Below are 26,312 nucleotides of genomic sequence, written 5' to 3'. Positions count from 1 at the left end.
AAGATTCGGGGCCCCGAATCTTTTTCTACTATTTATTCAAATGTTTTTTTGAAATAATATGAAAACGCTATCATTTTGTGTATCCTATAATGAAACTATAGATTTATACTATACATTGCCCTCATCATAGTAAATTTCGGATAAGGTATCGCTATTAGTAGGATAATAAGGTGAAAAAATCGGAGGGGGTTGTAACATGTTAAAGAAAAAAGTTCAAATTGGTCGTAGAATGGATGAAATTACAGTAGGAGAGAAATTATCTATCACTGAAAAAATTGAGGATAAAGATTTGTTATTGTACTTAGGGTTAACGAATGATGCCAATCCATTATATATTCAGCATGATTACGCATCCCAAACTCCGTATGAAAAGCCGATTGTACCAAGCATTATGCTAACGGGAATGATTACAACGGCAGTTACGAAATATTTACCAGGTCCAGGCAGTCATATTACTAGGAAGGACCTTACGTTCGTGAAGCATGTTCATCATTATGAAACGTTACAAATCCATTTTGAAGTTGTAGCTGTTTCTGAGGAGGAACATACAATTGATATGCTTGTATCTGCTCATGATGAAAAAGGAGAAACGGTTGTAAAGGGTTCTTTAACAGTAACGCCGCCTTTTAAATCAGTTTCTATTATGGAAAAAGCATTAGATAATTTTTAAAACATGAAAATATGAATAGCGCTAGCATACCTTTCTATAAGGGGGCTAGCGCTATTTTTAGTTGAAGAATCCTTGTGTGAATCCTTCGGCGAAATCGGAACAACCTGTTTTAATAGTATCCCAGCTTGGGGCGTTGAAAGTAAGAATACATGTTACTACTAAAGATAGAATAGGTAGAACTAATCGCATAATAGACCTCCGTGTTTTTAATATTTATATATTTAAATTAATAATATAAAGATTAATAATGTAAGTCAATAAAAGGGGTGATTTTTAAGGTGAAGTGGAAAAAAGAAGATGTTATCTTTGAAACGATAAGAGAAGCTGAAGTGTGGGCAGACGGGGTCGCGAATGAAATGTATGGAAGACTATTTGATAGATATGAAACACCGGACTATAAAATAGCGTATGCTCTTTCGTTTTTCCTAGCGCAGGAGAGGGGATTTGTGGTTCATACGGAAAAATACTTTGAAAAAGGTAGGTTTATCTACCGAGTTTGGATAGCGGAGAGGGAGAGAGAATGAAGTTTTAATTGCTTTTATTTTCGAAGCATTAGTAGAAACGAGCCCATGAATAGACAATTATATTGAGAGGGACCTTGTTTTCTAGTATGATGAGAATAACGGGGAAAATACTAGGATGAAGAAGGTTTCAAGTCTATAACTTGGAGGAAAAGAATGAACAATCGTATTTTAGTAGTTGATGATGAGGAATTTATCTTAACTTTAATTGAATTTAATCTACAACAAGCTGGGTTTGAAGTGATAACAGCGATGGATGGAGAAATGGCGCTTCAAAAAGCGACAACAGAACGCCCAGATTTAATTATATTAGATTTAATGCTTCCAAAAATGGATGGTATGGAAGTGTGTAAAGAATTACGATTGCAGCGCGTTATGACGCCGATTTTAATGTTAACAGCAAAAGATGATGAATTTGATAAGGTGCTAGGTCTTGAACTTGGGGCAGATGATTATATGACGAAGCCATTTAGCCCAAGGGAAGTTGTTGCGCGTGTGAAGGCAATTTTGCGCCGCACGAAATTACAACAAGAAGAACAAGTGAAAGAAGCGTCAGATGAAGAGAGCATCACACTTGCTGAACTTAAAATTTTGCCGGAATTTTATGAGGCTTATTTCCAAGGAAGAAAGCTTGAATTAACACCAAAAGAATTTGAACTACTTGTTTATCTTGCGAAAAATAAAAGTCGCGTGTTGACACGTGATCAATTATTAAGTGCTGTATGGAACTATGATTTTGCTGGTGATACACGAATTGTTGACGTTCATATTAGCCATTTGCGCGATAAAATTGAACAAAATACGAAAAAACCGACGTACATTAAAACGATACGTGGTTTAGGATATAAATTAGAGGAGCCAAAAGGGGATGAATAAATTTCGTTCCAGGCTTCTTTTTACATTTGTTTCTCTTATTGTTTTTATTTTAGTTGGACTAGGTTTATTACTGGAAACCGTGTTTGAAAACTACTATATAGATCATGCAAAAGAGAGAATGGTAAAAGAGACAGAGTATGTTGCGGTATTAGCAGAAGAACAGGGTTTTGATGATGTTTTAAAAAATCCATATGTATTTGAAAAGTTAGAAGAAAAAATACAGGCTTCTATTGCATTTGTAGATGAAAAAAAGAAAGTTCAATATAGCGGAGGAGAACAGTCTGCTTTTAGTGAAGGGATAATTAAAGAACTTTCTTCTGAAACAACAAAACAAAGAAACAAAGTCATTACGAAAGAAACAGATCAGAATAATGAATTTTACCATGCGGTATTCGTTCAAGATGTAGCAGGGAAACAAGGGTACATTTTGGTGAAAAGTACAATTGAGCCTTTGAAATCTGTTCATCAAAAAACGTGGGGATTATTAATTATCGGATTTGTTATCGCTTGTCTCGTAGTCGTATTTTTAGGTATGAAAATTACAGGGCAATATATTAGGCCAATTGAATCCGTTACGAAAGTTGCTATCGAATTAGCGAAGGGAAATTATAAAGCACGCGCTTATGAAAGTCATTCGGATGAAACAGGAATGCTGAGTAAAGCAATTAATATTTTAGCCCGTAATTTACAAGAGATGACACTTGAGCAAGAAATGCAACAAGATCGTCTGCATACGTTAATTGAAAATATGGGAAGCGGAATGATTTTAATTGATAGCCGCGGTTATATAAACCTTGTAAACCGTTCTTATAAGGAGACTTTCCACGTAACAGATGAAGAATATTTAGATCGTTTATATTATGAGTCGTTTCATCATACAGAAATTATAGAGCTCGTGGAAGAAATCTTTATGACAGAAGTGAAAGTGCGTAAACAAATGTTATTGCCGCTTGGAATTGAGCGAAAGCATTTTGAAGTATATGGAGCACCGATTATCGGGACGAACCATGAATGGAAAGGGATTGTCCTTGTATTCCATGACATTACTGAGCTAAAGAAATTAGAACAAATGAGAAAAGACTTTTTAGCGAATGTTTCTCATGAACTAAAGACACCGATTACTTCTATTAAAGGTTTTTCAGAAACGCTCTTGGACGGTGCTATGGATAATAAAAAATTCTGCGAACATTTCTTGCACATTATTTTAAAAGAAAGTGAACGCATGCAAGGGTTAATTGAAGATTTATTAGATTTATCAAAGATTGAGCAACAAGGATTTAAATTGAGTATGGGGACCGTTGATATGAAGGGACTTCTTGAAGACATTCATATGGTGCTTGATAACAAAGCAGGAGAAAAAGAAATTTCTTTACAAGTAAATGCGCTAAAAGGAGTCTCGGTCATTGGAGATCCAAGTCGTTTGAAGCAAATCTTTATTAATTTAATGAATAACGCAATCGTATATACGCCGGCTGGAGGCGTTGTTTCTGTAGAATTAGTAGAAGATAAATATAATGCTTATATAAAAGTATCGGATACGGGAATTGGTATTAGTAAAGATGAAATTCCGCGTATTTTTGAACGCTTTTACCGAGTGGATAAAGCGAGAAGTAGAAATACTGGTGGTACAGGCCTCGGATTATCGATTGTAAAGCATTTAGTTGAGGCACATCACGGTACGATTACAGTGGATAGTGAAGTTGGGGAAGGGACAACATTTACAGTTGTTTTACCAAAATCAGCAACTGAAAAATAGGATGAAGGATGTTTACAATATATTAACAATGGCTTAATTAAATATTAATAAAGGTCTGTTAATATAATACATGAAAACCCCTTCATCCAAGGAGTAATTTTGGACGAGAATAGTTATGCTGTTCTCGTCACTTCCCTTTTATGTTAGTAAACGTTTATATATATGATAGAAAATAGCCGTTATTTTTCTTCTCTCTATTAGTCATGTTAATATAGAGAGAGGAAAGGAACGGTTTTTTTTCTGTGAAAAAAATCATTTCAAATTTGTATGGGGAGGTTTCTGGTTTGGAAAAAAAGGTCGTATTAGTAGATGGTAACAATATCGCGTATCGTGCTTTCTTTGCACTACCGCTTTTAAATAACGACAAAGGTATACATACGAACGCAATTTACGGTTTTACAATGATGTTAATGAGAATATTAGAGGAAGAAAAACCAACGCATATGTTAGTAGCGTTTGATGCGGGTAAAACGACATTCCGTCATAAAACGTATAGTGAGTATAAAGGAGGACGTCAAAAGACTCCACCTGAATTATCAGAGCAATTCCCGTTTATTCGTGAGATGCTTGATGCATTCAACGTACCGCGTTATGAATTAGAAAATTATGAAGCGGATGACATTATGGGGACGTTAGCGAAAGAAGCGAGTGAACAAGGGTTTCATGTAAAAGTTATTTCAGGAGATAAAGACTTACTGCAACTTGTTTCAGATAATACACTCGTATGTATTCCACGCAAAGGGATTACAGAAGTGGATGAATATACGAAAGAAGCTTTATTTGAGAAATACAGCTTATCACCAAAGCAAATTATCGATATGAAAGGTTTAATGGGAGACCAGTCAGATAATATTCCAGGTGTACCAGGAGTTGGTGAAAAAACTGCGATTAAATTGTTAACACAGTTTGAAACGGTCGAGGCAGTGTATGAAAATATAGATCAAGTGAGCGGGAAGAAATTAAAAGAAAAGCTAGAAGCAAATAAAGACCAAGCTCTTATGAGTAAAGATCTTGCAACTATTATTACAGATGCGCCGATTACAGTGCATGTGGATGATATGGAGTATAAAGGGTATGAAGCAAGTGATGTGATTCCAATGTTCGAGAATTTAGGATTTACATCACTTTTAAATAAATTAGGTGTTACGCCAGAAGAAACGACTCCAGCTGAATTAGATGATATTACATTTGATATTGTGGAAGAAGTTACAGAAGAAATGCTAGTGCAAGATAGTGCGCTTATTGTTGAAGTACAAGAAGATAACTATCATAAAGCGGACATTCAAGGTTTTGGTATTCAAAATGAAAATGGCTGTTACTTTATTCAAACAGAAATTGCTCTTAAGTCAGACGCTTTTAAAGAGTGGCTTGCAGATGGAGAAATGAGAAAGTATACATTTGATGCGAAGCGCGCAATCGTTGCACTTAAATGGAACGGGATAGATATGCAAGGGATTGACTTTGATCTACTAATCGCTGCTTATTTACTTGACCCGGCTGATACGGATAAAGATTTCCGTACTGTAGCAAAAATGAAAGAAACACATGCTGTGAAATCTGATGAAGAAGTTTACGGAAAAGGTGCGAAGCGTGCTGTTCCAGAGCTAGAAGTAGTAGCGGAGCATGTAGCTCGTAAAGTGCACGTATTATATGATGTAAAGCAAACATTCGTTGAAGAGTTACAAAAGAATGAGCAATATGAACTGTTTACAGAGTTAGAATTACCACTTGCGCGTGTATTAGCTGATATGGAAGTAAAAGGTGTAAAAGTTGATACGGAGCGTCTTCGTAATATGGGAGAAGAACTTGCAGGTAGATTAAAGGAAATGGAACAGGAAATTTATAAGCTTGCGGGAACAGAATTTAATATTAATTCACCGAAGCAGCTTGGTGTTATTCTGTTTGAGAACTTAAACTTACCAGTTATTAAAAAGACGAAAACAGGTTATTCTACGTCAGCAGATGTACTAGAAAAGCTTATGGATCGCCATGAAATCATTCCAAACATTTTACATTATCGTCAATTAGGGAAACTAAATTCAACTTATATTGAAGGTTTATTAAAAGTTGTACATGAAGATTCATCTAAAATCCATACTCGTTTCAATCAAGTATTAACGCAAACAGGTCGATTAAGTTCAACGGATCCGAACTTGCAAAATATCCCGATTCGATTAGAAGAAGGAAGAAAGATTCGTCAGGCATTTGTTCCATCAGAAGAAGGATGGATTATGTATGCGGCAGATTATTCACAAATTGAACTTCGCGTATTAGCTCATATTGCAAATGATAAAGGGCTAGTTGAAGCGTTCCAACATGACATGGATATTCATACGAAAACAGCGATGGATGTATTTGGCGTTGAAAAAGATGAAGTAACTTCGAATATGAGACGACAAGCGAAAGCTGTCAATTTCGGGATTGTATATGGTATTAGTGATTATGGTCTTTCACAAAACTTAGGAATTACAAGAAAAGCAGCAGCGGAATTTATTGAAAAGTATTTAGAAAGTTTCCCTGGTGTACAAGAATACATGAGTGACATCGTAAAAGATGCGAAACAAAAAGGGTATGTGGCTACATTATTAAATCGCCGCCGTTATATTCCGGAAATTACGAGTCGTAATTTCAATTTACGTAGCTTTGCTGAGCGTACGGCTATGAATACACCAATTCAAGGGACTGCAGCAGATATTATTAAAAAAGCGATGATTATTATGGCAGACCGTCTAGAAGAAGAAGGATTACAGGCGCGTCTACTTCTGCAAGTACACGATGAATTGATATTTGAAGCACCAAAAGAAGAAATTGAAAAATTAGAGAAGCTTGTACCTGAAGTAATGGAGCATGCGATTGAACTCGCGGTTCCGCTGAAAGTTGATTATTCTTACGGTCCAACTTGGTACGACGCAAAATAAGGAAGTGATGAAATGCCTGAATTACCAGAGGTTGAAAATGTTAGGCGGACGCTTGAAAATCTTGTAACAGGAAAAACGATTGAAGATGTCATTATTACTTATCCAAAAATAGTAAAACGTCCGGATGATGCAGAAATCTTTAAAGAAATGCTAAGAGGCGAGAAGATTGAAAATATAAAGCGAAGAGGAAAGTTTTTGCTTTTATATGTAACGAATTATGTTATTGTTTCACATTTACGTATGGAAGGTAAGTTTTTACTGCATCAAGAGGATGAGCCAATTGATAAGCATACACACGTCCGTTTCTTATTTACAGATGGAACTGAATTACATTATAAAGATGTGAGAAAGTTTGGTACGATGCATCTCTTTAAGAAAGGTGAAGAATTGAATCAAATGCCTCTTGCTGACTTAGGTCCGGAGCCGTTTGATGCTGAATTGACACCGCAGTATTTACAAGAAAGATTGCAAAAGACCAATCGTAAAATAAAAGTCGTATTATTAGACCAGCGTCTTTTAGTAGGGCTTGGAAATATATATGTAGATGAGGTTTTATTCCGTTCTCAAATTCATCCGGAACGAGAAGCTTCGTCTTTAACAGCAGAAGAAATTGAACGAATTTACGAGGCGACTGTTACAACGTTAGGTGAAGCAGTGAAGCGAGGCGGAAGTACAATTCGAACGTATATGAATTCGCAAGGGCAAATTGGCTCATTCCAAGAACTTCTAAATGTATACGGAAAAAAAGGAGAACCATGTGTGACTTGCGGTACGATATTAGAAAAAACAGTTGTTGGCGGAAGAGGAACGCATTACTGCCCGATTTGTCAGCCGAGAATATAGAAAAGAGATAACATTGGATAGGCATTTGTCATATACATACAGCAGGGCTATGTATAAGGGAGGAGCTTACCGATGTACCTTTATTTATCTCTTATTTTATTAGCTTTTACATTAAGCTTAGATAGCTGTAGTGTAGGGCTAACATATGGTTTAAGAAGCGTAAGAATTCCACTAAGATCAATTATAATTATCGGAATGTGTTCAGCGGCTGTTATGCTTGTTTCAATGGGAATTGGACATATGATCGCGAAAATATTTTCACCTGTTATCGCAACGCGTATCGGTGGGCTTGTTCTTATTGGAATAGGAATTTGGGTATTATATCAATTTTTTCGAAGTGAGAAAAAAGAAGAACCAAAGCAAGAGGAGAAGGTTTGGAAATTAGAAATTGCTTCGCTCGGGCTAGTGATTCAAATTTTACGGAAACCGACTGTTGCAGATTTTGATAAATCAGGCACCATTTCCGCAGGAGAAGCATTGCTTCTTGGTATCGCTCTTTCTATAGATTCGTTCGGTGCTGGAATTGGTGCATCTTTATTAGGGTATGCGCCCGCTATGATGGCGATATTAGTTGCGGTTATGAGTTCTTTGTTTTTATTTATTGGAATGAAACTTGGAACGGTTTTATCAAACATGAAGTGGTTACAAAAATTTACATTCCTGCCTGGGGTATTACTCATTATTATTGGAATTTGGAAAATGTAAGTATGGGCGTGGAACATTAGTTTCGCGCCTTTTATATTGTGAGGAGGATTATGATGACAGTAGTAATTGGATTAACGGGAGGCATTGCAAGCGGAAAAAGTACAGTGTCTCAAATGTTTCGTGAACTGAGTATACCAGTTATTGATGCAGATATTATTGCAAGAGAAGTTGTAGAGCGAGGAAAACCAGCATATAGCAAAATTGTAGAAGTGTTTGGAACGGAAGTATTACAAGAAGATGGAGAATTGGATCGCCCGAAATTAGGAAGTGTCGTTTTCTATAATGAAGAAAAACGATTGCAGTTAAATAAAATCGTTCATCCTGCAGTTCGTGAGGAAATGAATACACAAAAGGAAAAGTACATAAAGGAAGGTATGCAAGCGGTTGTGTTAGATATACCTCTCTTATTTGAAAGCAAATTAACAAGTCTCGTTGACCGCGTATTAGTTGTAGCGGTTAAGCCACATACGCAATTAGAACGTTTAATGAAACGAAATAATTTTTCAGAAGAAGAAGCAACAGCTCGTATTCAATCTCAAATGCCGTTAGAAGAAAAAGTGAAGAATGCAGATGAAGTGATAAATAATGATGGCACAATTATGGGAACGAAAACACAATTACAGGTGATTTTAAAGAATTGGAACATTATTGACTAAAAAATTGTGAAATTAATGAAAATGCTTAGTGACATATCCCCTTTTTGTGTTATACTATTATTGGGATTGGAGATAAATAGTATAACGCATTCAAGGGGGATAACATATTATGACTCGTGTGGCAATTAATGGATTTGGACGTATTGGGAGAATGGTATTTCGTCAGGCAATAAAAGAAAGCGCATTCGAAATTGTAGCAATCAATGCAAGCTATCCATCTGAAACGTTAGCACATTTAATTAAATATGATACAGTTCACGGCAAGTTTGACGGAACAGTAGAAGCATTTGAAGATCACTTGTTAGTTGATGGGAAAATGATTCGCCTTTTAAACAACCGCGATCCAAAGGAATTGCCTTGGACAGATTTAGGTGTTGAAGTTGTAATTGAAGCAACTGGTAAATTTAATTCAAAAGAAAAAGCAATTCTTCATGTTGAAGCTGGAGCGAAAAAAGTTATTTTAACAGCGCCTGGTAAAAATGAAGATGTAACAATTGTAGTTGGTGTGAACGAAGACCAATTAGATATTACAAAACATACTGTTATTTCAAATGCATCTTGCACAACAAACTGTTTAGCGCCTGTTGTTAAGGTGTTAGATGAGCAGTTTGGAATTGAAAACGGTTTAATGACAACTGTTCACGCTTATACAAATGACCAAAAAAATATTGATAACCCACATAAAGATTTAAGAAGAGCACGTGCTTGCGGACAATCAATCATTCCGACAACGACAGGTGCCGCGAAAGCGCTTGCAAAAGTTCTTCCGCACTTAAACGGAAAACTTCATGGTATGGCACTTCGTGTACCAACGCCAAACGTGTCTCTTGTTGACTTAGTAGTAGATGTAAAACGTGATGTGACAGTTGAAGCTATTAATGAAGCATTCAAAACTGTTGCAAACGGTGCGTTAAAAGGCATTGTAGAATTCAGCGAAGAGCCTTTAGTATCTATTGACTTTAATACAAATACACACTCAGCTATTATTGATGGTTTATCTACAATGGTAATGGGTGATCGTAAAGTGAAAGTACTTGCTTGGTATGATAACGAGTGGGGCTACTCTCGTCGTGTTGTAGATCTTGTAACGTTAGTTGTTGACGAATTAGCGAAACAAAAAAATGTGCAACATATTTAAGTGAATAAGGGAGAGGGCAAGTGAATATTTGCCCTCTTTTTTTATTTTTTTCTGAAAAGGAAAAAAATTATAGGAGTATATTTTTGAAAGTGGACATACCACGAAACGTTGTGATTACTGTATTTGTGAATCATTTATTTTTTTTAGGGAAAAGTAAAGAGGAAAATATGACAGAAAATCGAAAAAACTGTTGTTGCAAAATGAAAATAAACAAAGTATACTAACACTCGTAAACTTAAGAGCTGAGGTACGTAGTCACTACTTAAAGGGTTAGGACCTCTCTGGACTAACTTTCCCCCGTGGTAGTGGAGCAAGCCAAATTGCAAATTAGTTTTCAATTCGAACAGTTAGAATAAATTTACAAGGGGGAACTGTAGAATGGATACTATGGATACGATGGGTCGTCACGTAATCGCTGAACTTTGGGATTGCGATTTCGACAAGCTTAATGACATGCCGTATATTGAACAATTATTTGTGGATGCAGCACTGAGAGCTGGTGCTGAAGTGCGTGAGGTTGCTTTCCATAAATTTGCACCACAAGGTGTAAGTGGAGTAGTAATTATCTCGGAATCACATTTAACAATTCATAGCTTTCCGGAGCACGGTTACGCAAGTATTGATGTTTATACTTGTGGGGATCGTATTGATCCAAATGTTGCTGCAGAATATATTGCAGAAGGTTTAAACGCGAAAACGCGTGAGAGCATCGAGCTTCCTCGAGGCACTGGTAGCTTCGAAATTAAGCAGAGAGAAACAAAAGCTCTTTAAAAAAGAACATAATTGATTTAAAATGTAAAGAGGTGTATAATGCACCTCTTTTTTAGTTTATAAAAAAGGAAAAATATAACGTACTCGTTAGTGAGATAAATTGAGCTCTTACGAATAAGTTAGCACCCCATCTACCATCTTATTTTTGAAAACGAGATGATAAAATAATGTGCTTAAACTTAAAGTGGTAAGAGAGTTAGAATGAGTTATATAATATTGTATATATATTGTCAGATGAAGTAAGTAGAGAAAAAATAAAGAGTATAGTGTAAAGGAGTGAATATATTGCGTTGTCCATCCTGTTCGCATAATGGTACAAGAGTGTTAGATTCGCGTCCGGTAGACGAGGGGCGCTCTATTCGAAGAAGGAGAGAGTGTGAAAGTTGTTTAAGTCGCTTTACGACATTTGAAAGAGTAGAAGAGTCACCTCTTATCGTTGTAAAAAAAGAAGGCACACGAGAAGAATTTAATAAAGAAAAGATTTTGCGCGGCTTAATTAAAGCGTGTGAAAAAAGACCAGTATCTTTAAGACAATTAGAAGAAGTAACTCAAAGTGTGGAACGTGAACTTCGTAATTTAGGTATATCAGAAGTGAAAAGTGATATGATTGGTGAAATTGTTATGGAAGAACTGCGTGATATTGATGATGTTGCTTACGTGCGTTTTGCTTCTGTATATCGCCAATTTAAAGATTTAAATGTATTTATTGAAGAATTAAAAGATATACTGCAAAAAGAAAGAGAGTAGAAGTTGTATTTTATTCTCTTTACATACCGTAGTAATGAGATAAGAGAGCTAGAAGCGAAAGCTAATAGCTCTTTTTCGCTAAGCAATTATATAATGAAGATAGAACGAATGAAGTAGAGGATAGATTGGATGAGAGAAAGGAAAAGCAAGAATGGAAAAACAGTCATGGATGGAGCTATTGCCAATTGATCGTTATAAAGTAAGTGCGAAAGGGTTATTGCATAATTACGACCGAAAAGTGTTAACGATGTTGTATCAGCCGTTAATAGGTAGTAGAGCTTTTAGTTTGTACATGACGCTATGGGGAGAGTTAGAGCAAGATCGTGTGTTTGGAAAAGAGAATACACATCATTCCCTTATGGTGACCATGCAGATGCAGCTTCCCGAAATATATGAGGAACGAGTAAAGTTAGAAGCAATTGGGCTTTTGAAGGTATATATTAAGAAAGAAAAAGATATTCGAATGTTTATATATGAATTGCAACCACCTTTATCTCCGAAGCAGTTTTTTGATGATATTGTGTTAAGCATCTTTTTATACAATCGATTGAGTCGGACAAAATATAATCAAGTAAAGCAATATTTCTTAGAAGAAGAATTTGATTTTGCTTCTTATGAAAATGTTACGCGTTCTTTCAATGATGTGTTTGGTTCGTTTAATCCAGGACAGCTTGAGCATGCGCAAGAAGATCTTCGTATTCCAAAAACGACAGCTATGCCAAGTAACGAGAAGGGAGACGCTCCAAAAGTTTGGAATGATTTCTTTGATTTCTCCTTATTTGTAGATGGCTTGTCCGCTCTTGTCCCTAAAAAGGCGATTACAGATCAAGTGCGAGAATGTGTCATTACACTTGCTTACGTGTACGATGTAGATGTGTTATCGATGCAAAATATCGTTCTTGGTACGGTGACAGAGATGCAGACAATTGATACCGAAAGGCTTAGAAAAGGAGCACGTGATTGGTATCAGTTCGAAAACGGTCAAGCGTTACCTGTATTAAGTGAAAGAGTACAACCTCACGCTGCACGTATGATGGAAGGAAAAGAGCCTTCTACACAAGAAGAGATGTTAATAAAACAGTTAGAGGAAATCTCACCAAAACAACTATTAAAAGAAATCTCTGGTGGTGCAGAGGCGACAAAGGCTGACTTGCAGATCGTTGAAGATGTAATGATCAATCAAAAATTAACGCCAGGTGTTGTGAATGTACTTATTTATTACGTTATGCTACGCTCAGATATGAAGCTTGCGAAAACGTATGTGGAGAAAATTGCTGGGCATTGGGCACGTAAAAAGGTCGGTACAGTAGCTGAAGCAATGGCGTTAGCGAAAGAAGAAAACCGTCAATATCAAGAATGGGCTGAGACGAAGAAAAAAGGCCGTACGTCGAAGAAAACGATAAGAAAAGAAATGGTACCAGATTGGCTGAAAGAAGAGCCGAAAGAACAAGAGAAAGAAACAGTGAAGAAAGATGTAAGTAAGAAAAAAGATGCAAGTACGTTAGATGATGAACGAAAACGACTAGAAGAAGTGTTAAAAAAATATAAGCGTGATTAATAGAAGAGAATGAACGCTCTTTGAGGTGAGAAAATGGAGCATATTCAAAATTCATTTGCAAAGTTAATGGAAAATAAAAATTTTAAAAATAGATATGAAGTATTAAAGGCGGAAGTAATGGCGCATCCGCGTGTGAAAGAATTTATAGACGAACATCAAGGTGAAGTAACAACTTCTATGATTGAGCGCAGCCTTGTGAAGTTATACGAATATATTGGACAAAGTGTAGGTTGTGCGGATTGTCCGGATCTAGGTTCGTGTAAAAACATGCTGCAAGGATATGAGCCAAAGCTCGTTATCCAAGGGAAGATGATTGATATTCAATACGATCGTTGCGTTAGAAAAGTAGCATATGACGAGAGAAAGAAATATGAAAAACTCGTTCAAAGTGTATATATGCCAACTGACATTTTACAGGCAACGATGGAAAACTTAGATCCTTCAGATTTAGATGCGCGTATTGATGCAATTGGTGCAGCTAATGAATTTTTAAGTACATATGAACCTGGTAAAAAAATACAAGGTTTATATTTGTACGGTAAATTTGGTGTAGGGAAAACGTATTTGTTAGGAGCAATGGCGAATGAACTTGCTCAAAAGAAAATAAGTTCGATGCTCGTATACTTCCCTGAATTTTTACGTGAAATTAAAAGTTCGATTCAAGATAATTCGATTGGGGAAAAGATTGATGCGGTGAAACGCGTACAAGTTTTAATGCTAGATGATATCGGAGCAGAAGCGATGTCAAGTTTTGTGCGTGACGATGTGCTTGGTGCCATTTTGCAATTCCGTATGTTAGAAAACTTACCGACGTTCTTTACGTCTAACTTTGATTTCAAGGAATTGGAACATCATTTAACGTATACACAGCGTGGTGAAGCAGAACAAATGAAAGCAGCGCGTATTATGGAACGAATTAAATATTTAGCGAAGCCAATTCCGATTGGCGGGAAAAACCGACGTCATAAGTAAAGAGTAAGCTGAAAAGCTTGCTCTTTTTTCGTTTTGAACACTTTTCAGAATAGGTGAATTGCAAAACGAAAAACTTCTTATAGAAAATTCATTGTAGCTTGTATCATTTTTTTCTCCCTCCCTTAATATATATAAAATTAGCAAGCCATATTGAGTGGATTTTCTAACGATAGGAAATGTAATTCTACTAAGAGTGAACTTCACGCGGGACGGACTCTTATAGGATTTGTAACGTATAGATACAATCCTTTAGAGCAGGGATAAAAGGGGGGACAAAAGTGATTGAAATTTGCTTCGAAGAAAAAAATGATGCTATGCATGTATATAGACAACTATTGAAAAGAGCGGAACTGTTATATAAGGAAACGAGTGTGTATTTACAGGAACAAAAAGTGGTGATTCACATACCAGTATGTGAATCGAATTATATTGAAAAGATTTTATTGCCGGTAATGGTATGTTTCATTGTGAATGTAAAGCAAAATAAGTGGATTTATACAATCTTAAAAGAGAAGTTTTTTTATGAAGAAGAGGAAGAGTGTCATCAAATATTGCATATGGCACAAGAGATTTTAAAGGGAAGAAGAAAAGGGATTGCTCGTGAATTAACACGTCACACATTTGAATCATATATTAAATCTTCTTTAAATAACTGGCTTTGTGATCCGCTTTCGTTCTCGTTTTCATCATATGTTCGTTTTCGCCTTCGTACATATAGGGAAATGGTAGCTAAGCTTGCTGAATTGTCGATTGATGAGTATAAGTTGGAACAAGAATATCAAATGTTTATTGAGACGCTAAGGCAACAAGTGCGCAGCCGAAAATCACGTTTGTCCTGTGTGCATCTTATTTTTGATGAAAGTTTTATTTTCTATGATGATAAAGGTAGACGTTTAAAACAGGAGAAATTGGTCCAATATATAGACGAGGAATTATTAAAGCAAAAGGATGTATATATTGATACGAAAGTAATTGCACCACTTCTTTCTATTTCGCCGAAAAAAATTTATTTATATACGAAAGAACAAGACCATAATATGATTATTACTTTGCGAAATGTATTTCAAGAACGGGTCCAATTACATGGATTACATGAGTTTGAGCGCAATGTGAAAAATTTAAAAAATAAAGGTAACGCCCTTGATTTTCTAAGTTTTTGAGCATATAATTACCTACATAAATGAAATATATTGAAATGTCATGATGAGGACATGAGTAGTTTTCTACGATTTTCAGAGAGGGAAGCCTTAGGGTGTGAGCTTCCTAGTACGGGATTATTACTTACCACCTCTAAACTTTAGCAGTGAACGGTTTTTTCTAGTAATTGCTAACGGACAACACCGTTATGTTGAACTTGAGCAATTAACAATAATGTTAATTGGAACAAGGGTGGAACCACGAATTCAACACTCGTCCCTTTTTACGGGATGAGTGTTTTTTATTTTGAAAAAAGAGGAGTGACCAGTGATGGCAGATGTAGTTAAAATTACTTTCCCTGATGGAGCTGTGAAGGAGTTTCCAAAAGGCGTAACAACTGAAGAAATCGCAGCTTCTATTAGCCCAGGCTTAAAGAAAAAAGCTGTGGCTGGAAAATTAAACGATGAGATGATCGATCTTGTTACACCAATCGAAGAAGATGGTGCAGTTTCTATTATTACATTAGATTCTGAAGATGGCTTATACATTTTACGCCATTCAACAGCCCACCTATTAGCACAAGCGTTAAAACGTTTATATAAAGATGCTAAGCTTGAGCTCGGCATTGGTCCAGTGATTGAAAATGGCTTCTACTACGATATTGATATGGAAGAAGCAATTACAGTTGAAGACTTCAAGAAAATCGAAAAAGAAATGCAAAAAATTGTGAACGAGAACTTAGAAATCGTTCGTCATGAAGTGCCACGTGCAGAAGCACTTCGTCGCTTTGAAGAAATCGGCGATGAGTTAAAATTAGATTTAATTAACGATCTTCCAGAAGATGCAGTTATTTCAATCTACGAGCAAGGCGAATTCTTCGACCTTTGCCGTGGTGTTCACCTTCCATCTACAGGGAAAATTAAAGTATTTAAATTATTAAGCGTTGCAGGTGCTTACTGGCGCGGCGATAGCAATAATAAAATGCTACAACGTATTTACGGTACTGCATTCGTTAAGAAAGCAGAATTAGATGAGCACTTACGTATGCTTGAAGAAGCGAAAGAGCGCGATCACCGTAAATTAGGTAAAGAATTAAAACTATTTACTAATAGCCAAAAAGTAGGACAAGGTTTACCACTTTGGTTACCAAAAGGTGCAACTATCCGCCGCATTATCGAGCGTTACATCGTTGATAAAGAAGCAAGCTTAGGCTATGATCACGTATACACTCCAGTACTAGGAAGCAGAGAGCTTTATGAAACTTCTGGTCACTGGAATCACTACCGTGATGGTATGTTCCCATCAATGGAAATGGATAATGAAGAGTTAGTTCTTCGTCCGATGAACTGCCCTCACCACATGATGGTTTATAAAAATGATATTCACAGCTACCGTGAATTACCAATCCGTATTGCCGAACTTGGAACAATGCACCGCTATGAAATGTCTGGAGCATTATCTGGATTACAACGTGTACGCGGAATGACTTTAAACGATGCGCACATTTTCGTTCGCCCAGATCAAATTAAAGAAGAGTTAAAACGTGTTGTAAACTTAACTCTAGAAGTGTACAAAGATTTTGGTTTAGAGAACTATTCATTCCGTCTATCTTATCGTGACCCAGCTGATACTAAAAAGTACTATGCTGATGATGAGATGTGGGAAAAAGCACAAGGTATGTTAAAAGAAGCTATGGATGAAATGGGTCTTGATTACTATGAAGCTGAAGGTGAAGCGGCATTCTACGGTCCAAAACTTGACGTTCAAGTTCGTACTGCTCTTGGAAAAGACGAAACACTTTCAACTGTACAATTAGACTTCTTACTTCCAGAACGCTTTGAATTATCTTACGTTGGTGAAGACGGTAAACAACATCGTCCAGTTGTAATTCACCGTGGTGTTGTATCAACTATGGAACGTTTCGTAGCCTTCTTAATTGAAGAATACAAAGGTGCATTCCCAACTTGGTTAGCTCCAGTTCAAGCGCAAGTAATTCCAGTTTCTCCGCAAGTACATTTAGATTATGCGAAGAAAGTACAAGATGAATTACGTCGTGCTGGTATCCGTGTTGAATTAGATACTCGTGAAGAGAAAATTGGTTACAAAATCCGTGAAGCACAAATGCAAAAAATTCCGTACATGCTTGTAGTAGGTGACAATGAAGTAACTGAAAACGGCGTAAACGTACGTAAATATGGTGAACAAAAATCAGAAACAATTGCATTAGATGCTTTTGTTGATATGATTAAAGTAGAAGGAAAACGATAAGACAGAGCCGCGGTATACCGCGGCTTTCGTATGTATTATAAAAAAGAAAAACTAGAAAAAATAACCAAACTATACTTATCATAAAAAAGTATTGCAAGTATGTTAGTTGTTTGTTACAATATTTCTTGTTGTTAGTAAAACACATAGCGTCTTCTTGACAGACGTCATGTCCTATGATAAACTCATCAAGGATAATAGAATATTGTTTTGTGGAACAAGTAGAAGCACCCGCTTCTCACCTGATGGACGCATTCGCAGTTTACAGGTAAATGTATTTCTTACTTAAGAATTTACAAGTGTGGGTGTCGTATGCCCGCACTTTTTTTGTCGGGTTCTATGACTACAAAAGATGTTCTGAAAAAACCTTGGAGGTGGCTTACTATTAGCAAGGATATGATGATTAACGAGCAAATTCGTGCACGTGAAGTACGTTTAGTTGGTGCAAATGGCGATCAACTTGGAATCAAGTCTCGTAATGACGCTTTAGACTTAGCTGCAAATCTTAATCTTGATTTAGTATTAGTTGCTCCAAATGCGAAACCGCCAGTATGCCGCATTATGGACTACGGTAAATTCCGCTTTGAGCAACAGAAGAAAGAAAAAGAACAGCGCAAAAATCAAAAAGTAATTAGCATGAAAGAAGTTCGTTTAAGTCCAACAATTGATGAACACGACTTTAACACAAAACTTCGTAATGCTATCAAGTTTTTAGAGAAAGGCGACAAGGTTAAAGCGTCAATTCGCTTTAAAGGACGTGCCATTACTCATAAAGAAATCGGTCAACGTGTTTTAGATCGCTTCTCAGAAGCTTGTGCTGAAGTTAGTACAATTGAATCTAAGCCTAAAATGGAAGGACGTAGTATGTTCTTAGTTTTAGCACCGAAAAACGATAAGTAATAGATAGAGGAGGAAATACCTATGCCTAAACAAAAAACTCATCGCGGCTCTGCAAAGCGTTTCAAAAAGACTGGATCAGGTAAACTGAAACGTTCTCACGCTTACACAAGCCATTTATTCGCTAACAAATCTACAAAAGCTAAACGTAAACTACGTAAAGCTGGTGTAGTAAGCGCTGGTGACTTCAAACGCATTCGTCAAATGCTTGACAACTTAAAATAAGTTCGGCTGATATATAGAACAATTAGGAGGTAATATTATGCCAAGAGTAAAAGGTGGTACAGTTACTCGTCAACGTCGTAAAAAAGTTATAAAATTAGCAAAAGGTTACTACGGTTCTAAGAGTACATTATTCAAGGTTGCTAACCAACAGGTTATGAAATCTCTAATGTATGCATTCCGTGACCGTCGTCAAAAGAAACGTGACTTCCGTAAATTATGGATTACACGTATCAACGCAGCAGCTCGTATGAATGGTCTTTCTTACAGCCGTTTAATGCACGGTCTTAAAAATGCTGGCATCGAAGTTAACCGCAAGATGCTTGCTGACTTAGCTGTTCATGACGAAAAAGCTTTCGCTGAATTAGCAACAGTTGCAAAAAACAACATTAACTAATTAATTAGTTGAAACCTTAGAAGATTTTTCTTCTAAGGTTTTTTTATTTGTATGCAAAGAGAAGTATGTCGTTATCGATATGACAAAATCAATATAAAAGCTATAGCGATATAGAAGAATATATATATGAAGCCAGGAGAATTCTCCTGGCTTTTTTCAATTATCCCCCTTTGGAAAGAAGAGTATCTTTCCTACCTGAAACGACACTGCTATAATGGAAAGATGATATGCAACTTTCATCAGATAAAATAAATTTTTTATCAGTGGACAATCCCCGGATAATGATTAACTATCACCAATCGGAGTGAACAATCTAATAGTGATGATTGAAACGTATTTGTAAATTAAGGACAAGCTATTTTGTAAAGAGATAAATGGCTGACTTATTAATAAGAAACGAAAAATAATAATGAACTTTGAGATGAAACAACATTGTTGCGTAAAATGCGATGTTGGAGGAGGACAATAGAATGGACTTACTACAACTATTTAAATTACAAAAAGAATTAGATGACCGTATTGTGAAAGAGCATGATTTACAACCGAAAAAGTTGTTAAAAGAAAAAATGTTAGCTCTTCTTGTAGAAATTGGAGAACTTGCAAATGAAACACGTTGTTTTAAATATTGGAGCAACAAACCAGCATCAGAACGTGAAGTAATATTAGAAGAATACGTAGATGGCTTGCATTTTATTTTATCAATCGGAATTGATTTAGGTATTGATAAAAACTTCCTATTCTATAAATGTGCACAAACGAATAAAACACAAGTAGAAATTTTCTTAGACACATATGCGAAAGTAATTCGTTTTACAGATCAACCATCTATTACGAACTATATTGAATTATTTACAAGCTACCTTCGACTTGGACAAGCGCTAGAGTTTGAGCAAGAAGAAATTGAAAAGGCATATTTAGATAAAAATGAAGTAAATCATCAGCGTCAAACACAAGGATACTGATTTAATTTTTGAATATTTCAATTTCCTTTTGTATAATGAAGTGACTGAAGAAAAAGGAGGGTGTTGGCAATGACAAAATTAGACGCGACATTGACAATGCTAAAAGAATTAACAGATGCACGTGGTATTGCGGGTAACGAGCGTGAACCACGCGAAGTAATGAAGAAATATATTGAGCCGTTTGCGGACGAACTTTCTACTGATAATTTAGGAAGTTTAGTTGCGAAAAAAATAGGGGAAGAAAACGGCCCGAAAATTATGGTTGCAGGTCATTTAGATGAAGTTGGCTTTATGATTACGCAAATTGATGACAAAGGTTTCCTTCGTTTCCAAACAGTTGGTGGCTGGTGGTCACAAGTTATGCTTGCGCAGCGCGTGACAATTGTAACGCGTAAAGGAGATGTAACAGGTGTAATTGGTTCAAAACCACCACACATCTTACCTCCAGAAGCGCGTAAAAAGCCAGTTGAAATTAAAGACATGTTCATCGATATTGGTGCTTCTAGCCAAGAAGAGGCAATGGAGTGGGGCGTACGACCTGGCGATCAAGTTGTACCTTACTTTGAATTCCAAGTGATGAAAAATGAAAAAATGTTACTTGCAAAAGCATGGGATAACCGAATTGGTTGTGCAATTGCAATTGACGTATTAAAACAATTAAAAGATGAAAAGCATCCAAACGTTGTATACGGCGTAGGGACTGTACAAGAAGAAGTTGGTCTTCGTGGTGCGAAAACATCTGCGAACTATATTAAACCAGATATTGCATTCGCAGTAGATGTTGGTATCGCTGGTGACACACCAGGTGTAACGGCAAAAGAAGCGCAAAGTAAAATGGGTGATGGACCACAGATCATTTTATATGATGCTTCTGTTATTGGACATACAGGTTTACGTGACTTTGTAGTTGATGTTGCTGACGAATTACAAATCCCGTATCAATATGATTCAGTAGCGGGCGGTGGAACGGATGCAGGCGCAATTCACATTTCTGCAAATGGTATTCCGTCTATGGCAATTACGATTGCAACGCGCTACATTCATTCTCATGCGGCAATGTTACACCGTGATGACTATGAAAATGCAGTGAAGTTAATTGTAGAAGTTATTAAACGTCTTGATAAAGAGGCTGTACATAACATTACATTTAATTAATAGAAAAAGCGAAGGAGATTTTCCTTCGCTTTTTTATGTTTTAAAAAGGTCGTTCTAATCCTGCAGCAGTATGAGCACCTAAAATGATTAAACGAGTTAATTGCATAGCCATAAAATGCGGGGTATAAATCATCCCTCTTTTTAACCATGACATAATCATCCCGATATGAGCTCCTGTCACATAACTAATTAAAATATCACGAGGAACCATAAGATCTTTATCATCTGGCTGTGAAATAGACAGGCTTAATGTTAAATGTGTTTGTATTGTTTTCATCATTTTATAAGAGTAGTTTCCAGCGGCTTTATCACCAAGCATAACGTTATAGAAGTTCACATTTTCTGCAATATGTTCGAACAAAGCCAAAAATGTCGGATGTGGTGAATCAAATGTAAGTTGAAAATCTTCTTTATTTCTATTTTTCGGCTTAATAACTTCTGTTAATTTCTCTAACATTTCTTCAATGCTTTTGTCTAATAGGTCATATTTATCATGGTAATGGCTATAAAACGTAGCGCGATTTACAGGAGCACGTTCTGCAATATGTTGAACAGTTACATCATCAAATCCTTTTTCGCCTACTAAAGCGACAAAAGCATCCTGTATGAGTTGTCTCGTCCGCTTTACACGTGGATCATTTGTATTTTTAATAGACATTTTTACTTCCCCTCGTTTAATTTTCTATACTTAAACAACATATAGGTATTATATTGTTGTTTAAGCGACATTTCATACTTAAATTGTCGGTTGTAGATTCAAAATAATTATTTATAATTATAAACGATAGTCCTTCAGAAATCAGCACCGCTCGCAGGTAGATAAATTTCAATTTACACCGCAGATGGTGTGATTTTTTTGTTTAAAAGTTAATATAATTAACAATTAAACACTCTAAACAATAAGGACGTAAATAGTTTAGAAAAAAATTATATGCGATATAAGGAGAGGAATGCAATGAATCAGTTTCGAAGAATGGTGATTATCAACATTATCACATTAATTGTACTAGTTGGCGGCGGTATTGGCGGTTATTACTATTACAATCAAGCGGAAAATTATTTAAAAACAGAAAATGCAAAAATTGATGGAAAGGTAATTCCGATTGCATCACCAGTAGCAGGTAAATTAACTGACTGGAAAGCTGAAGTAGGAAAGAATTACAATGAAAATGATAAATTAGGTGCTGTTACTGTAGCGGCAGCAAATGGAGAACAAACAGTAGATGTAACAATTCCACAAAATGCAACAATTGTGCAATCAAATGCAACAACAAATGCTTTCGTTGGAGCAGGTAGCCCAATTGCTTATGCATTTGATATGAACAATTTATGGGTAACAGCAAACATTGAAGAAACAGATGTTGACGATGTACAAAAAGGTCAAGATGTAGATGTGTATGTAGATGCATACCCAGATACAACTTTATCAGGAAAAGTAGAGCAAGTTGGATTAACAACAGCGAATACATTCTCTATGTTACCATCAAGCAACGCAACAGCGAACTATACGAAAGTAACACAAGTAGTACCAGTTAAAATTTCTTTAGATCATAGTAAATCAGTAAATATTGTTCCTGGAATGAATGTGTCAGTTCGTATTCATAAGTAAGGGGGAGATGAGATGTCCTCAATTGCAATTGCAGGATATGCACTATTTTGTATAATCGTCTTCTTCCTTGTAAATCGTCTTTTACGAAAGAAAAAAACGAACGTGGGAGAAGAACAAGTCCCAGCCGTAAATAAAATAGAAGTAAGTAAGGTAGAAACAGAAGAGAAAGAAATTGAACGAAAGCAAGAAGCAGAAATTTCTAATGTAGTTGAGTTAGAAACAGGAAAGCAAGAAGAAGTAAAACAAGAAAAAGAAGCGCCGAAAAAACAAATGTCTACGCCTGTAGAAAATGTGAACGTCAAAGCAGTTGTAGCTGTATTAATTCTCGGCATGTTCGTTTCTATTTTAAACCAAACAATTATTAACGTTGCATTGCCTCCGTTAATGAACGAATTTAACGTATCAACTTCAACAGCACAATGGTTAATTACAGGTTTCATGCTTGTAAATGGTATTTTAGTACCGATTAGTGCCTTTTTAGTTTCACGATTTACGTATCGTAAATTATTCGTAGCGGCAATGTTATTCTTCACGGTAGGATCTATCATTTGTGCTATTTCAGGAAACTTTACAATGATGATGACGGGCCGCGTTATTCAGGCGGTGGGTGCAGGTATTTTAATGCCGGTTGGTATGAATATTTTCATGACATTATTCCCGCCTCATAAGCGCGGAGCAGCGATGGGATTACTAGGTGTAGCGATGATTTTAGCACCAGCTATCGGACCAACTGTAACGGGCTGGGTGATTGAAAACTATAGCTGGAACTTAATGTTCTATGCGATGTTTATTATCGGTTTAATTATTACATTCCTATCTTTAAAATTCTTTACACTAGCTCAGCCGGTATCTAAAACGAAGTTAGATGTATTCGGTGTTGTTAGTTCAAGTATTGGACTAGGTAGCTTATTGTACGGATTTAGTGAAGCAGGAAATAATAGTTGGACTAGTGCAGAGGTTGTTATTTCACTTATCATTGGTGTAGTAGGTATTGCGGTATTTATTTGGAGAGAGCTAACAACGGACAACAAAATGCTTGATTTACAAGTGTTTAAATACCCAGTATTTACTTTTACTTTAGTAATTAATGCAATTGTTACGATGGCATTATTCGGAGGTATGTTATTACTTCCGGTATATCTGCAAAACATTCGCGGTTTCACACCGATAGAATCAGGTTTATTACTACTTCCAGGATCATTAATTATGGGGATCATGGGACCTATTGCAGGTAAACTATTTGATAAGTATGGTATTCGTCCGTTAGCAATTGTCGGTTTAGCCATTACAACGTTTGCGACATATGAATTCACAACGTTATCGATGGATACACCGTATAGCGTTATTATGACGGATTATATTATACGTTCGATTGGTATGTCATTCATTATGATGCCAATTATGACAGCAGGTATGAACGCACTGCCGATGAAATTAATTTCTCACGGTACAGCAACGCAAAATACGTCAAGACAAGTAGCTGGTTCAATTGGAACAGCGATTTTAATCACACTTATGACGCAGCAAACGACTGCTCACGTAGCAGATTACGGCAACATGTTAACAACGTCAAACCCAATCTTAGTTGATAAAGTACACGGCATGGGGCAAAGTTTAGCAGCGATCGCTGGATCAGCGCAAGCAGGAGATGCGATGAGCACGCAACTATTATTTGGACAAATTTCGAAGTTATCTGCAATTAACGGTATTAACGATGCCTTCTTAATTGCGACGATACTCGCAGGGATTGCTTGGGTATTATCGTTCTTCTTACCATCAGGCAATAAACCAAATAGAAAAGCAGGGAATTAATTTCCCTGCTTTTTTGTCTGTTTAAAGAGTTAAATATAAAAAATGATAACCAGTTACGGAGCACAGTCCTGTTATAAATAAAACCATTCCCATAGCACGAATACTGGATATTTGTCTTCCGCTTATAATAGCTAATAGTCCAGCCAAAGAGAAGAAACACCAATATAAAGTTCCCGAAATTGGAACAATCCCCTCTAAATCTATTCCATAACCTATACAAATGATAGGAACAACAATAAGCGATATGCTAATGAAACCAGCCATAATAGTAAGTGATTTACGACATTTAATACCAGCAATAATTAAAAAAATGCCAACGATGAAGTCGCATAACATCAAAGTAAGAGCGAAAATCATCCAAGTTAATATTCCGAACACTTTTGTATTACCTCCGATTTATGGGGTTCTAAAAAATATTATATATAGTATGAATCACCTACAGTCATGAGTAACCAGAAGATAACCCCTAATATACCAGCGATGAAAATAATGAATCCCATATTACGTATACTTTTAATTTTGGTTTGGACTCCACTTATCCCTGCTAATAATCCAGTTAAAGAAAACAGTATCCAATATAAAGTTGTTGAAATAGGGAGGATTGCATTGCTATCCACTCCCATGCCCCAAAAAACAAAAGGTAGTGTGACAAAGGAGAAGCTAAGTAGCCCCATTAAACCAACAAATAATTTACGATGTTTCATGCTAGTAACAATTAAAAAAATACCACCGAACAATCCGCATAAAACAAGAAGTGGCATATAAACAACCCAAAGTAAGCTCAACATATATAGTCTCCTTCTATAGTAATCAGTTATATTTTACTACATGAGGTTTATTTTGGATATTATTAATAAATATGTATAAATTGATAGAAATGAGAAGTAATGATACGAATTAATAAAAAAGGTATCGCGATGATACCTCTTTCTAACTCAAGAATGCCAACATATTATTCATAATATGAAATAACATAGCTGGAATAATGGATTTTGTTTTTTTACATAAAATAGCCATTAATAATCCCATGAAGAAAGTAATTACCATTACGCCAAGTGAGTATGTATGAGCGATACCGAAGAAGAAACTTGTTACGATAGCTGCAATCCAAAATGGAAAGCGTTCTGAGAAGAAGCGGAGTATAAAACCACGGAAAATCAGCTCTTCAAAAATTGGTGTAAGTATTGCGAAGCCGAGAAGTAATAATATTTGATACTGCTTGAAAACGTCTAAGTTAAGTGCGGAAGATTGCTGCTTTGTTGCGTCTTGGAACATATAATTTAACAAGATGTAATTGAGTAAAATATTTGTAGCGAAGAAATGAAGTAAGTATACGTATGTACGCCATTCTTTAAGTGCTTTAAAGTTAAAAGATTTTAGTAGTAATTTTTTTGCGGGTTCGAATTTAAAAATGAAGAATAACAACACGGCTAGTTGTAATACGATACTTGCAGTATTTGCAATAGATTCATACAGGGCAATTTGTTTTTTATCTGTAAGACCGGCTGTATAAATTGTTAAGGGCATTGCGAGGAACACAGTAATAAGTCCGGTTCCGAAAAAAGCGAATAAAACGGAGCTAATAAATTGTCCCCATGACATAGAGTATTTCTGTTCATTAGAAAGTTGTGTAGCGGGTTGCATTTGTAAAATCACCTCTTTATATTTGTATATTTAATTATAAAGTATTTTGTTTTTATATGTAATATTTAAATATTACATATA

General features: G+C 36.0%; 27 protein-coding genes and 2 other annotated features. Of the genes, 22 read left to right on the top strand and 5 right to left on the bottom strand.

Annotation, left to right across the window (positions count from 1 at the left end; genetic code table 11):
- Window positions 1-196 precede the first annotated feature (196 nt).
- Complete coding sequence (locus GFJ36_RS23640; RefSeq protein WP_000914190.1) at window positions 197-670, top strand: MaoC family dehydratase; 474 nt, start codon at window positions 197-199, stop codon at window positions 668-670.
- A gap of 57 nt (window positions 671-727) precedes the next feature.
- On the opposite strand, the gene GFJ36_RS30005 is transcribed toward GFJ36_RS23640, so the two are convergent.
- Window positions 728-859 (bottom strand): hypothetical protein, encoded by a 132-nt coding sequence (locus GFJ36_RS30005; RefSeq protein ID WP_002122970.1) that lies wholly within the window; start codon window positions 857-859, stop codon window positions 728-730.
- 89 nt (window positions 860-948) lie between these two features.
- Between GFJ36_RS30005 and GFJ36_RS23635 the strand changes: the two genes are divergently transcribed.
- The 19 genes from GFJ36_RS23635 to GFJ36_RS23540 all read left to right on the top strand — a co-directional run bounded on the left by GFJ36_RS23635 (window position 949) and on the right by GFJ36_RS23540 (window position 21,166).
- The gene (locus tag GFJ36_RS23635) at window positions 949-1,194 is read left to right on the top strand and encodes a hypothetical protein (RefSeq protein WP_000871398.1); all 246 of its coding nucleotides are present in this window, start codon (window positions 949-951) and stop codon (window positions 1,192-1,194) included.
- A 153-nt stretch (window positions 1,195-1,347) separates the two neighbouring features.
- Window positions 1,348-2,067: a two-component system response regulator PhoP gene (phoP, locus tag GFJ36_RS23630; RefSeq protein WP_001065223.1), complete on the top strand. Its 720-nt coding sequence runs from the start codon at window positions 1,348-1,350 to the stop codon at window positions 2,065-2,067.
- Window positions 2,060-3,823, top strand: a complete 1,764-nt coding sequence (gene phoR, locus GFJ36_RS23625; RefSeq protein WP_088064549.1) for a sensory box histidine kinase PhoR — start codon at window positions 2,060-2,062, stop codon at window positions 3,821-3,823. The genes phoP and phoR overlap by 8 nt, the downstream gene beginning before the upstream one ends.
- 284 nt (window positions 3,824-4,107) lie before the next feature.
- Window positions 4,108-6,741 carry a DNA polymerase I gene (gene polA / locus GFJ36_RS23620; RefSeq protein WP_048544346.1) on the top strand — a complete coding sequence of 878 codons (2,634 nt, stop codon included), beginning with the start codon at window positions 4,108-4,110 and terminating at the stop codon, window positions 6,739-6,741.
- A 12-nt stretch (window positions 6,742-6,753) separates the two neighbouring features.
- Window positions 6,754-7,584: a DNA-formamidopyrimidine glycosylase gene (gene mutM / locus GFJ36_RS23615; protein WP_087985380.1), complete on the top strand. Its 831-nt coding sequence runs from the start codon at window positions 6,754-6,756 to the stop codon at window positions 7,582-7,584.
- Window positions 7,585-7,656: 72 nt separating this feature from the next.
- Window positions 7,657-8,289: a sporulation membrane protein YtaF gene (gene ytaF / locus GFJ36_RS23610; RefSeq protein WP_000281739.1), complete on the top strand. Its 633-nt coding sequence runs from the start codon at window positions 7,657-7,659 to the stop codon at window positions 8,287-8,289.
- Window positions 8,290-8,342: 53 nt separating this feature from the next.
- The gene (coaE, locus tag GFJ36_RS23605) at window positions 8,343-8,945 is read left to right on the top strand and encodes a dephospho-CoA kinase (RefSeq protein ID WP_097889207.1); all 603 of its coding nucleotides are present in this window, start codon (window positions 8,343-8,345) and stop codon (window positions 8,943-8,945) included.
- Between the two features lie 109 nt (window positions 8,946-9,054).
- Window positions 9,055-10,083 carry a glyceraldehyde-3-phosphate dehydrogenase gene (locus GFJ36_RS23600; protein ID WP_000198978.1) on the top strand — a complete coding sequence of 343 codons (1,029 nt, stop codon included), beginning with the start codon at window positions 9,055-9,057 and terminating at the stop codon, window positions 10,081-10,083.
- A 387-nt stretch (window positions 10,084-10,470) separates the two neighbouring features.
- The gene (gene speD, locus GFJ36_RS23590; RefSeq protein WP_002003660.1) at window positions 10,471-10,854 is read left to right on the top strand and encodes an adenosylmethionine decarboxylase; all 384 of its coding nucleotides are present in this window, start codon (window positions 10,471-10,473) and stop codon (window positions 10,852-10,854) included.
- A gap of 285 nt (window positions 10,855-11,139) precedes the next feature.
- Entirely contained in the window at window positions 11,140-11,601 is a 462-nt protein-coding gene (gene nrdR, locus GFJ36_RS23585; protein WP_001203687.1) for a transcriptional regulator NrdR, read from the top strand.
- Between the two features lie 151 nt (window positions 11,602-11,752).
- Window positions 11,753-13,159: a replication initiation and membrane attachment family protein gene (locus tag GFJ36_RS23580; protein ID WP_087985378.1), complete on the top strand. Its 1,407-nt coding sequence runs from the start codon at window positions 11,753-11,755 to the stop codon at window positions 13,157-13,159.
- Window positions 13,160-13,192: 33 nt separating this feature from the next.
- Entirely contained in the window at window positions 13,193-14,131 is a 939-nt protein-coding gene (gene dnaI, locus GFJ36_RS23575) for a primosomal protein DnaI (protein ID WP_157349749.1), read from the top strand.
- 278 nt (window positions 14,132-14,409) lie between these two features.
- Window positions 14,410-15,291: a putative sporulation protein YtxC gene (gene ytxC / locus GFJ36_RS23570; RefSeq protein ID WP_088064546.1), complete on the top strand. Its 882-nt coding sequence runs from the start codon at window positions 14,410-14,412 to the stop codon at window positions 15,289-15,291.
- A gap of 31 nt (window positions 15,292-15,322) precedes the next feature.
- Window positions 15,323-15,552, top strand: a binding site (T-box leader).
- 46 nt (window positions 15,553-15,598) lie between these two features.
- Window positions 15,599-17,536, top strand: coding sequence for a threonine--tRNA ligase (gene thrS, locus GFJ36_RS23565; RefSeq protein ID WP_000786074.1), 1,938 nt, complete (start codon window positions 15,599-15,601; stop codon window positions 17,534-17,536).
- Between the two features lie 210 nt (window positions 17,537-17,746).
- Window positions 17,747-17,867 (top strand) — a sequence feature (ribosomal protein L20 leader region).
- 62 nt (window positions 17,868-17,929) lie between these two features.
- A complete protein-coding gene (gene infC, locus GFJ36_RS23560; protein ID WP_000973214.1) occupies window positions 17,930-18,433 on the top strand; it encodes a translation initiation factor IF-3 in 504 nt (167 codons plus the stop codon).
- Window positions 18,434-18,454: 21 nt separating this feature from the next.
- Window positions 18,455-18,655 (top strand): 50S ribosomal protein L35, encoded by a 201-nt coding sequence (rpmI, locus tag GFJ36_RS23555; RefSeq protein ID WP_001125946.1) that lies wholly within the window; start codon window positions 18,455-18,457, stop codon window positions 18,653-18,655.
- Window positions 18,656-18,692: 37 nt separating this feature from the next.
- A complete protein-coding gene (gene rplT / locus GFJ36_RS23550) occupies window positions 18,693-19,049 on the top strand; it encodes a 50S ribosomal protein L20 (protein WP_001138364.1) in 357 nt (118 codons plus the stop codon).
- A gap of 470 nt (window positions 19,050-19,519) precedes the next feature.
- Entirely contained in the window at window positions 19,520-20,011 is a 492-nt protein-coding gene (locus tag GFJ36_RS23545) for a dUTP diphosphatase (protein ID WP_000365057.1), read from the top strand.
- A gap of 69 nt (window positions 20,012-20,080) precedes the next feature.
- Complete coding sequence (locus GFJ36_RS23540) at window positions 20,081-21,166, top strand: M42 family metallopeptidase (RefSeq protein ID WP_048544341.1); 1,086 nt, start codon at window positions 20,081-20,083, stop codon at window positions 21,164-21,166.
- Window positions 21,167-21,206: 40 nt separating this feature from the next.
- Here GFJ36_RS23540 and GFJ36_RS23535 read toward each other — a convergent pair whose 3' ends face one another.
- Window positions 21,207-21,824 (bottom strand): TetR/AcrR family transcriptional regulator, encoded by a 618-nt coding sequence (locus tag GFJ36_RS23535; RefSeq protein WP_048544339.1) that lies wholly within the window; start codon window positions 21,822-21,824, stop codon window positions 21,207-21,209.
- Window positions 21,825-22,121: 297 nt separating this feature from the next.
- On the opposite strand from GFJ36_RS23535, the gene GFJ36_RS23530 reads away from it, so the two are divergent.
- The gene (locus GFJ36_RS23530) at window positions 22,122-22,775 is read left to right on the top strand and encodes an HlyD family secretion protein (RefSeq protein ID WP_001071411.1); all 654 of its coding nucleotides are present in this window, start codon (window positions 22,122-22,124) and stop codon (window positions 22,773-22,775) included.
- A 12-nt stretch (window positions 22,776-22,787) separates the two neighbouring features.
- On the top strand, window positions 22,788-24,587 hold the full coding sequence (locus GFJ36_RS23525) for a DHA2 family efflux MFS transporter permease subunit (RefSeq protein WP_087985376.1): 1,800 nt from the start codon (window positions 22,788-22,790) through the stop codon (window positions 24,585-24,587).
- A gap of 21 nt (window positions 24,588-24,608) precedes the next feature.
- Here GFJ36_RS23525 and GFJ36_RS23520 read toward each other — a convergent pair whose 3' ends face one another.
- The 3 genes from GFJ36_RS23520 to GFJ36_RS23510 form a co-directional block, all read right to left on the bottom strand.
- Window positions 24,609-24,965: an ammonia permease gene (locus tag GFJ36_RS23520; protein ID WP_088609283.1), complete on the bottom strand. Its 357-nt coding sequence runs from the start codon at window positions 24,963-24,965 to the stop codon at window positions 24,609-24,611.
- Window positions 24,966-25,003: 38 nt separating this feature from the next.
- Complete coding sequence (locus tag GFJ36_RS23515) at window positions 25,004-25,375, bottom strand: DNA-binding protein (protein ID WP_088064544.1); 372 nt, start codon at window positions 25,373-25,375, stop codon at window positions 25,004-25,006.
- A 142-nt stretch (window positions 25,376-25,517) separates the two neighbouring features.
- Window positions 25,518-26,231, bottom strand: coding sequence for a CPBP family intramembrane glutamic endopeptidase (locus GFJ36_RS23510; protein WP_157349748.1), 714 nt, complete (start codon window positions 26,229-26,231; stop codon window positions 25,518-25,520).
- Window positions 26,232-26,312: the final 81 nt, after the last annotated feature.

Origin of the sequence: Bacillus sp. EE-W1 (genome assembly GCF_009760835.1) — a bacterium.
In the GTDB taxonomy this organism is placed as follows: domain Bacteria; phylum Bacillota; class Bacilli; order Bacillales; family Bacillaceae_G; genus Bacillus_A; species Bacillus_A wiedmannii.
Note: the sequence above shows the minus strand (reverse complement) of the source record. Positions and strands in the feature narration are given on the sequence as shown.

What these genes read in the sequence shown, in the direction of transcription:
- speD (WP_002003660.1), top strand. Translation starts at nt 10,471, where the DNA reads ATGGATACGATGGGTCGTCACGTAATCGCTGAACTTTGGGATTGCGAT.
- GFJ36_RS23640 (WP_000914190.1), top strand. Translation starts at nt 197, where the DNA reads ATGTTAAAGAAAAAAGTTCAAATTGGTCGTAGAATGGATGAAATTACA.
- GFJ36_RS23540 (WP_048544341.1), top strand. Translation starts at nt 20,081, where the DNA reads ATGACAAAATTAGACGCGACATTGACAATGCTAAAAGAATTAACAGAT.
- phoP (WP_001065223.1), top strand. Translation starts at nt 1,348, where the DNA reads ATGAACAATCGTATTTTAGTAGTTGATGATGAGGAATTTATCTTAACT.
- phoR (WP_088064549.1), top strand. Translation starts at nt 2,060, where the DNA reads ATGAATAAATTTCGTTCCAGGCTTCTTTTTACATTTGTTTCTCTTATT.
- ytaF (WP_000281739.1), top strand. Translation starts at nt 7,657, where the DNA reads ATGTACCTTTATTTATCTCTTATTTTATTAGCTTTTACATTAAGCTTA.
- GFJ36_RS23525 (WP_087985376.1), top strand. Translation starts at nt 22,788, where the DNA reads ATGTCCTCAATTGCAATTGCAGGATATGCACTATTTTGTATAATCGTC.
- mutM (WP_087985380.1), top strand. Translation starts at nt 6,754, where the DNA reads ATGCCTGAATTACCAGAGGTTGAAAATGTTAGGCGGACGCTTGAAAAT.
- GFJ36_RS23510 (WP_157349748.1), bottom strand. Translation starts at nt 26,231, where the DNA reads ATGCAACCCGCTACACAACTTTCTAATGAACAGAAATACTCTATGTCA.
- GFJ36_RS23600 (WP_000198978.1), top strand. Translation starts at nt 9,055, where the DNA reads ATGACTCGTGTGGCAATTAATGGATTTGGACGTATTGGGAGAATGGTA.
- infC (WP_000973214.1), top strand. Translation starts at nt 17,930, where the DNA reads ATGATGATTAACGAGCAAATTCGTGCACGTGAAGTACGTTTAGTTGGT.
- GFJ36_RS23530 (WP_001071411.1), top strand. Translation starts at nt 22,122, where the DNA reads ATGAATCAGTTTCGAAGAATGGTGATTATCAACATTATCACATTAATT.
- coaE (WP_097889207.1), top strand. Translation starts at nt 8,343, where the DNA reads ATGACAGTAGTAATTGGATTAACGGGAGGCATTGCAAGCGGAAAAAGT.
- GFJ36_RS23580 (WP_087985378.1), top strand. Translation starts at nt 11,753, where the DNA reads ATGGAAAAACAGTCATGGATGGAGCTATTGCCAATTGATCGTTATAAA.
- GFJ36_RS23535 (WP_048544339.1), bottom strand. Translation starts at nt 21,824, where the DNA reads ATGTCTATTAAAAATACAAATGATCCACGTGTAAAGCGGACGAGACAA.
- GFJ36_RS23545 (WP_000365057.1), top strand. Translation starts at nt 19,520, where the DNA reads ATGGACTTACTACAACTATTTAAATTACAAAAAGAATTAGATGACCGT.
- dnaI (WP_157349749.1), top strand. Translation starts at nt 13,193, where the DNA reads ATGGAGCATATTCAAAATTCATTTGCAAAGTTAATGGAAAATAAAAAT.
- GFJ36_RS30005 (WP_002122970.1), bottom strand. Translation starts at nt 859, where the DNA reads ATGCGATTAGTTCTACCTATTCTATCTTTAGTAGTAACATGTATTCTT.
- thrS (WP_000786074.1), top strand. Translation starts at nt 15,599, where the DNA reads ATGGCAGATGTAGTTAAAATTACTTTCCCTGATGGAGCTGTGAAGGAG.
- rpmI (WP_001125946.1), top strand. Translation starts at nt 18,455, where the DNA reads ATGCCTAAACAAAAAACTCATCGCGGCTCTGCAAAGCGTTTCAAAAAG.
- rplT (WP_001138364.1), top strand. Translation starts at nt 18,693, where the DNA reads ATGCCAAGAGTAAAAGGTGGTACAGTTACTCGTCAACGTCGTAAAAAA.
- GFJ36_RS23515 (WP_088064544.1), bottom strand. Translation starts at nt 25,375, where the DNA reads ATGTTGAGCTTACTTTGGGTTGTTTATATGCCACTTCTTGTTTTATGC.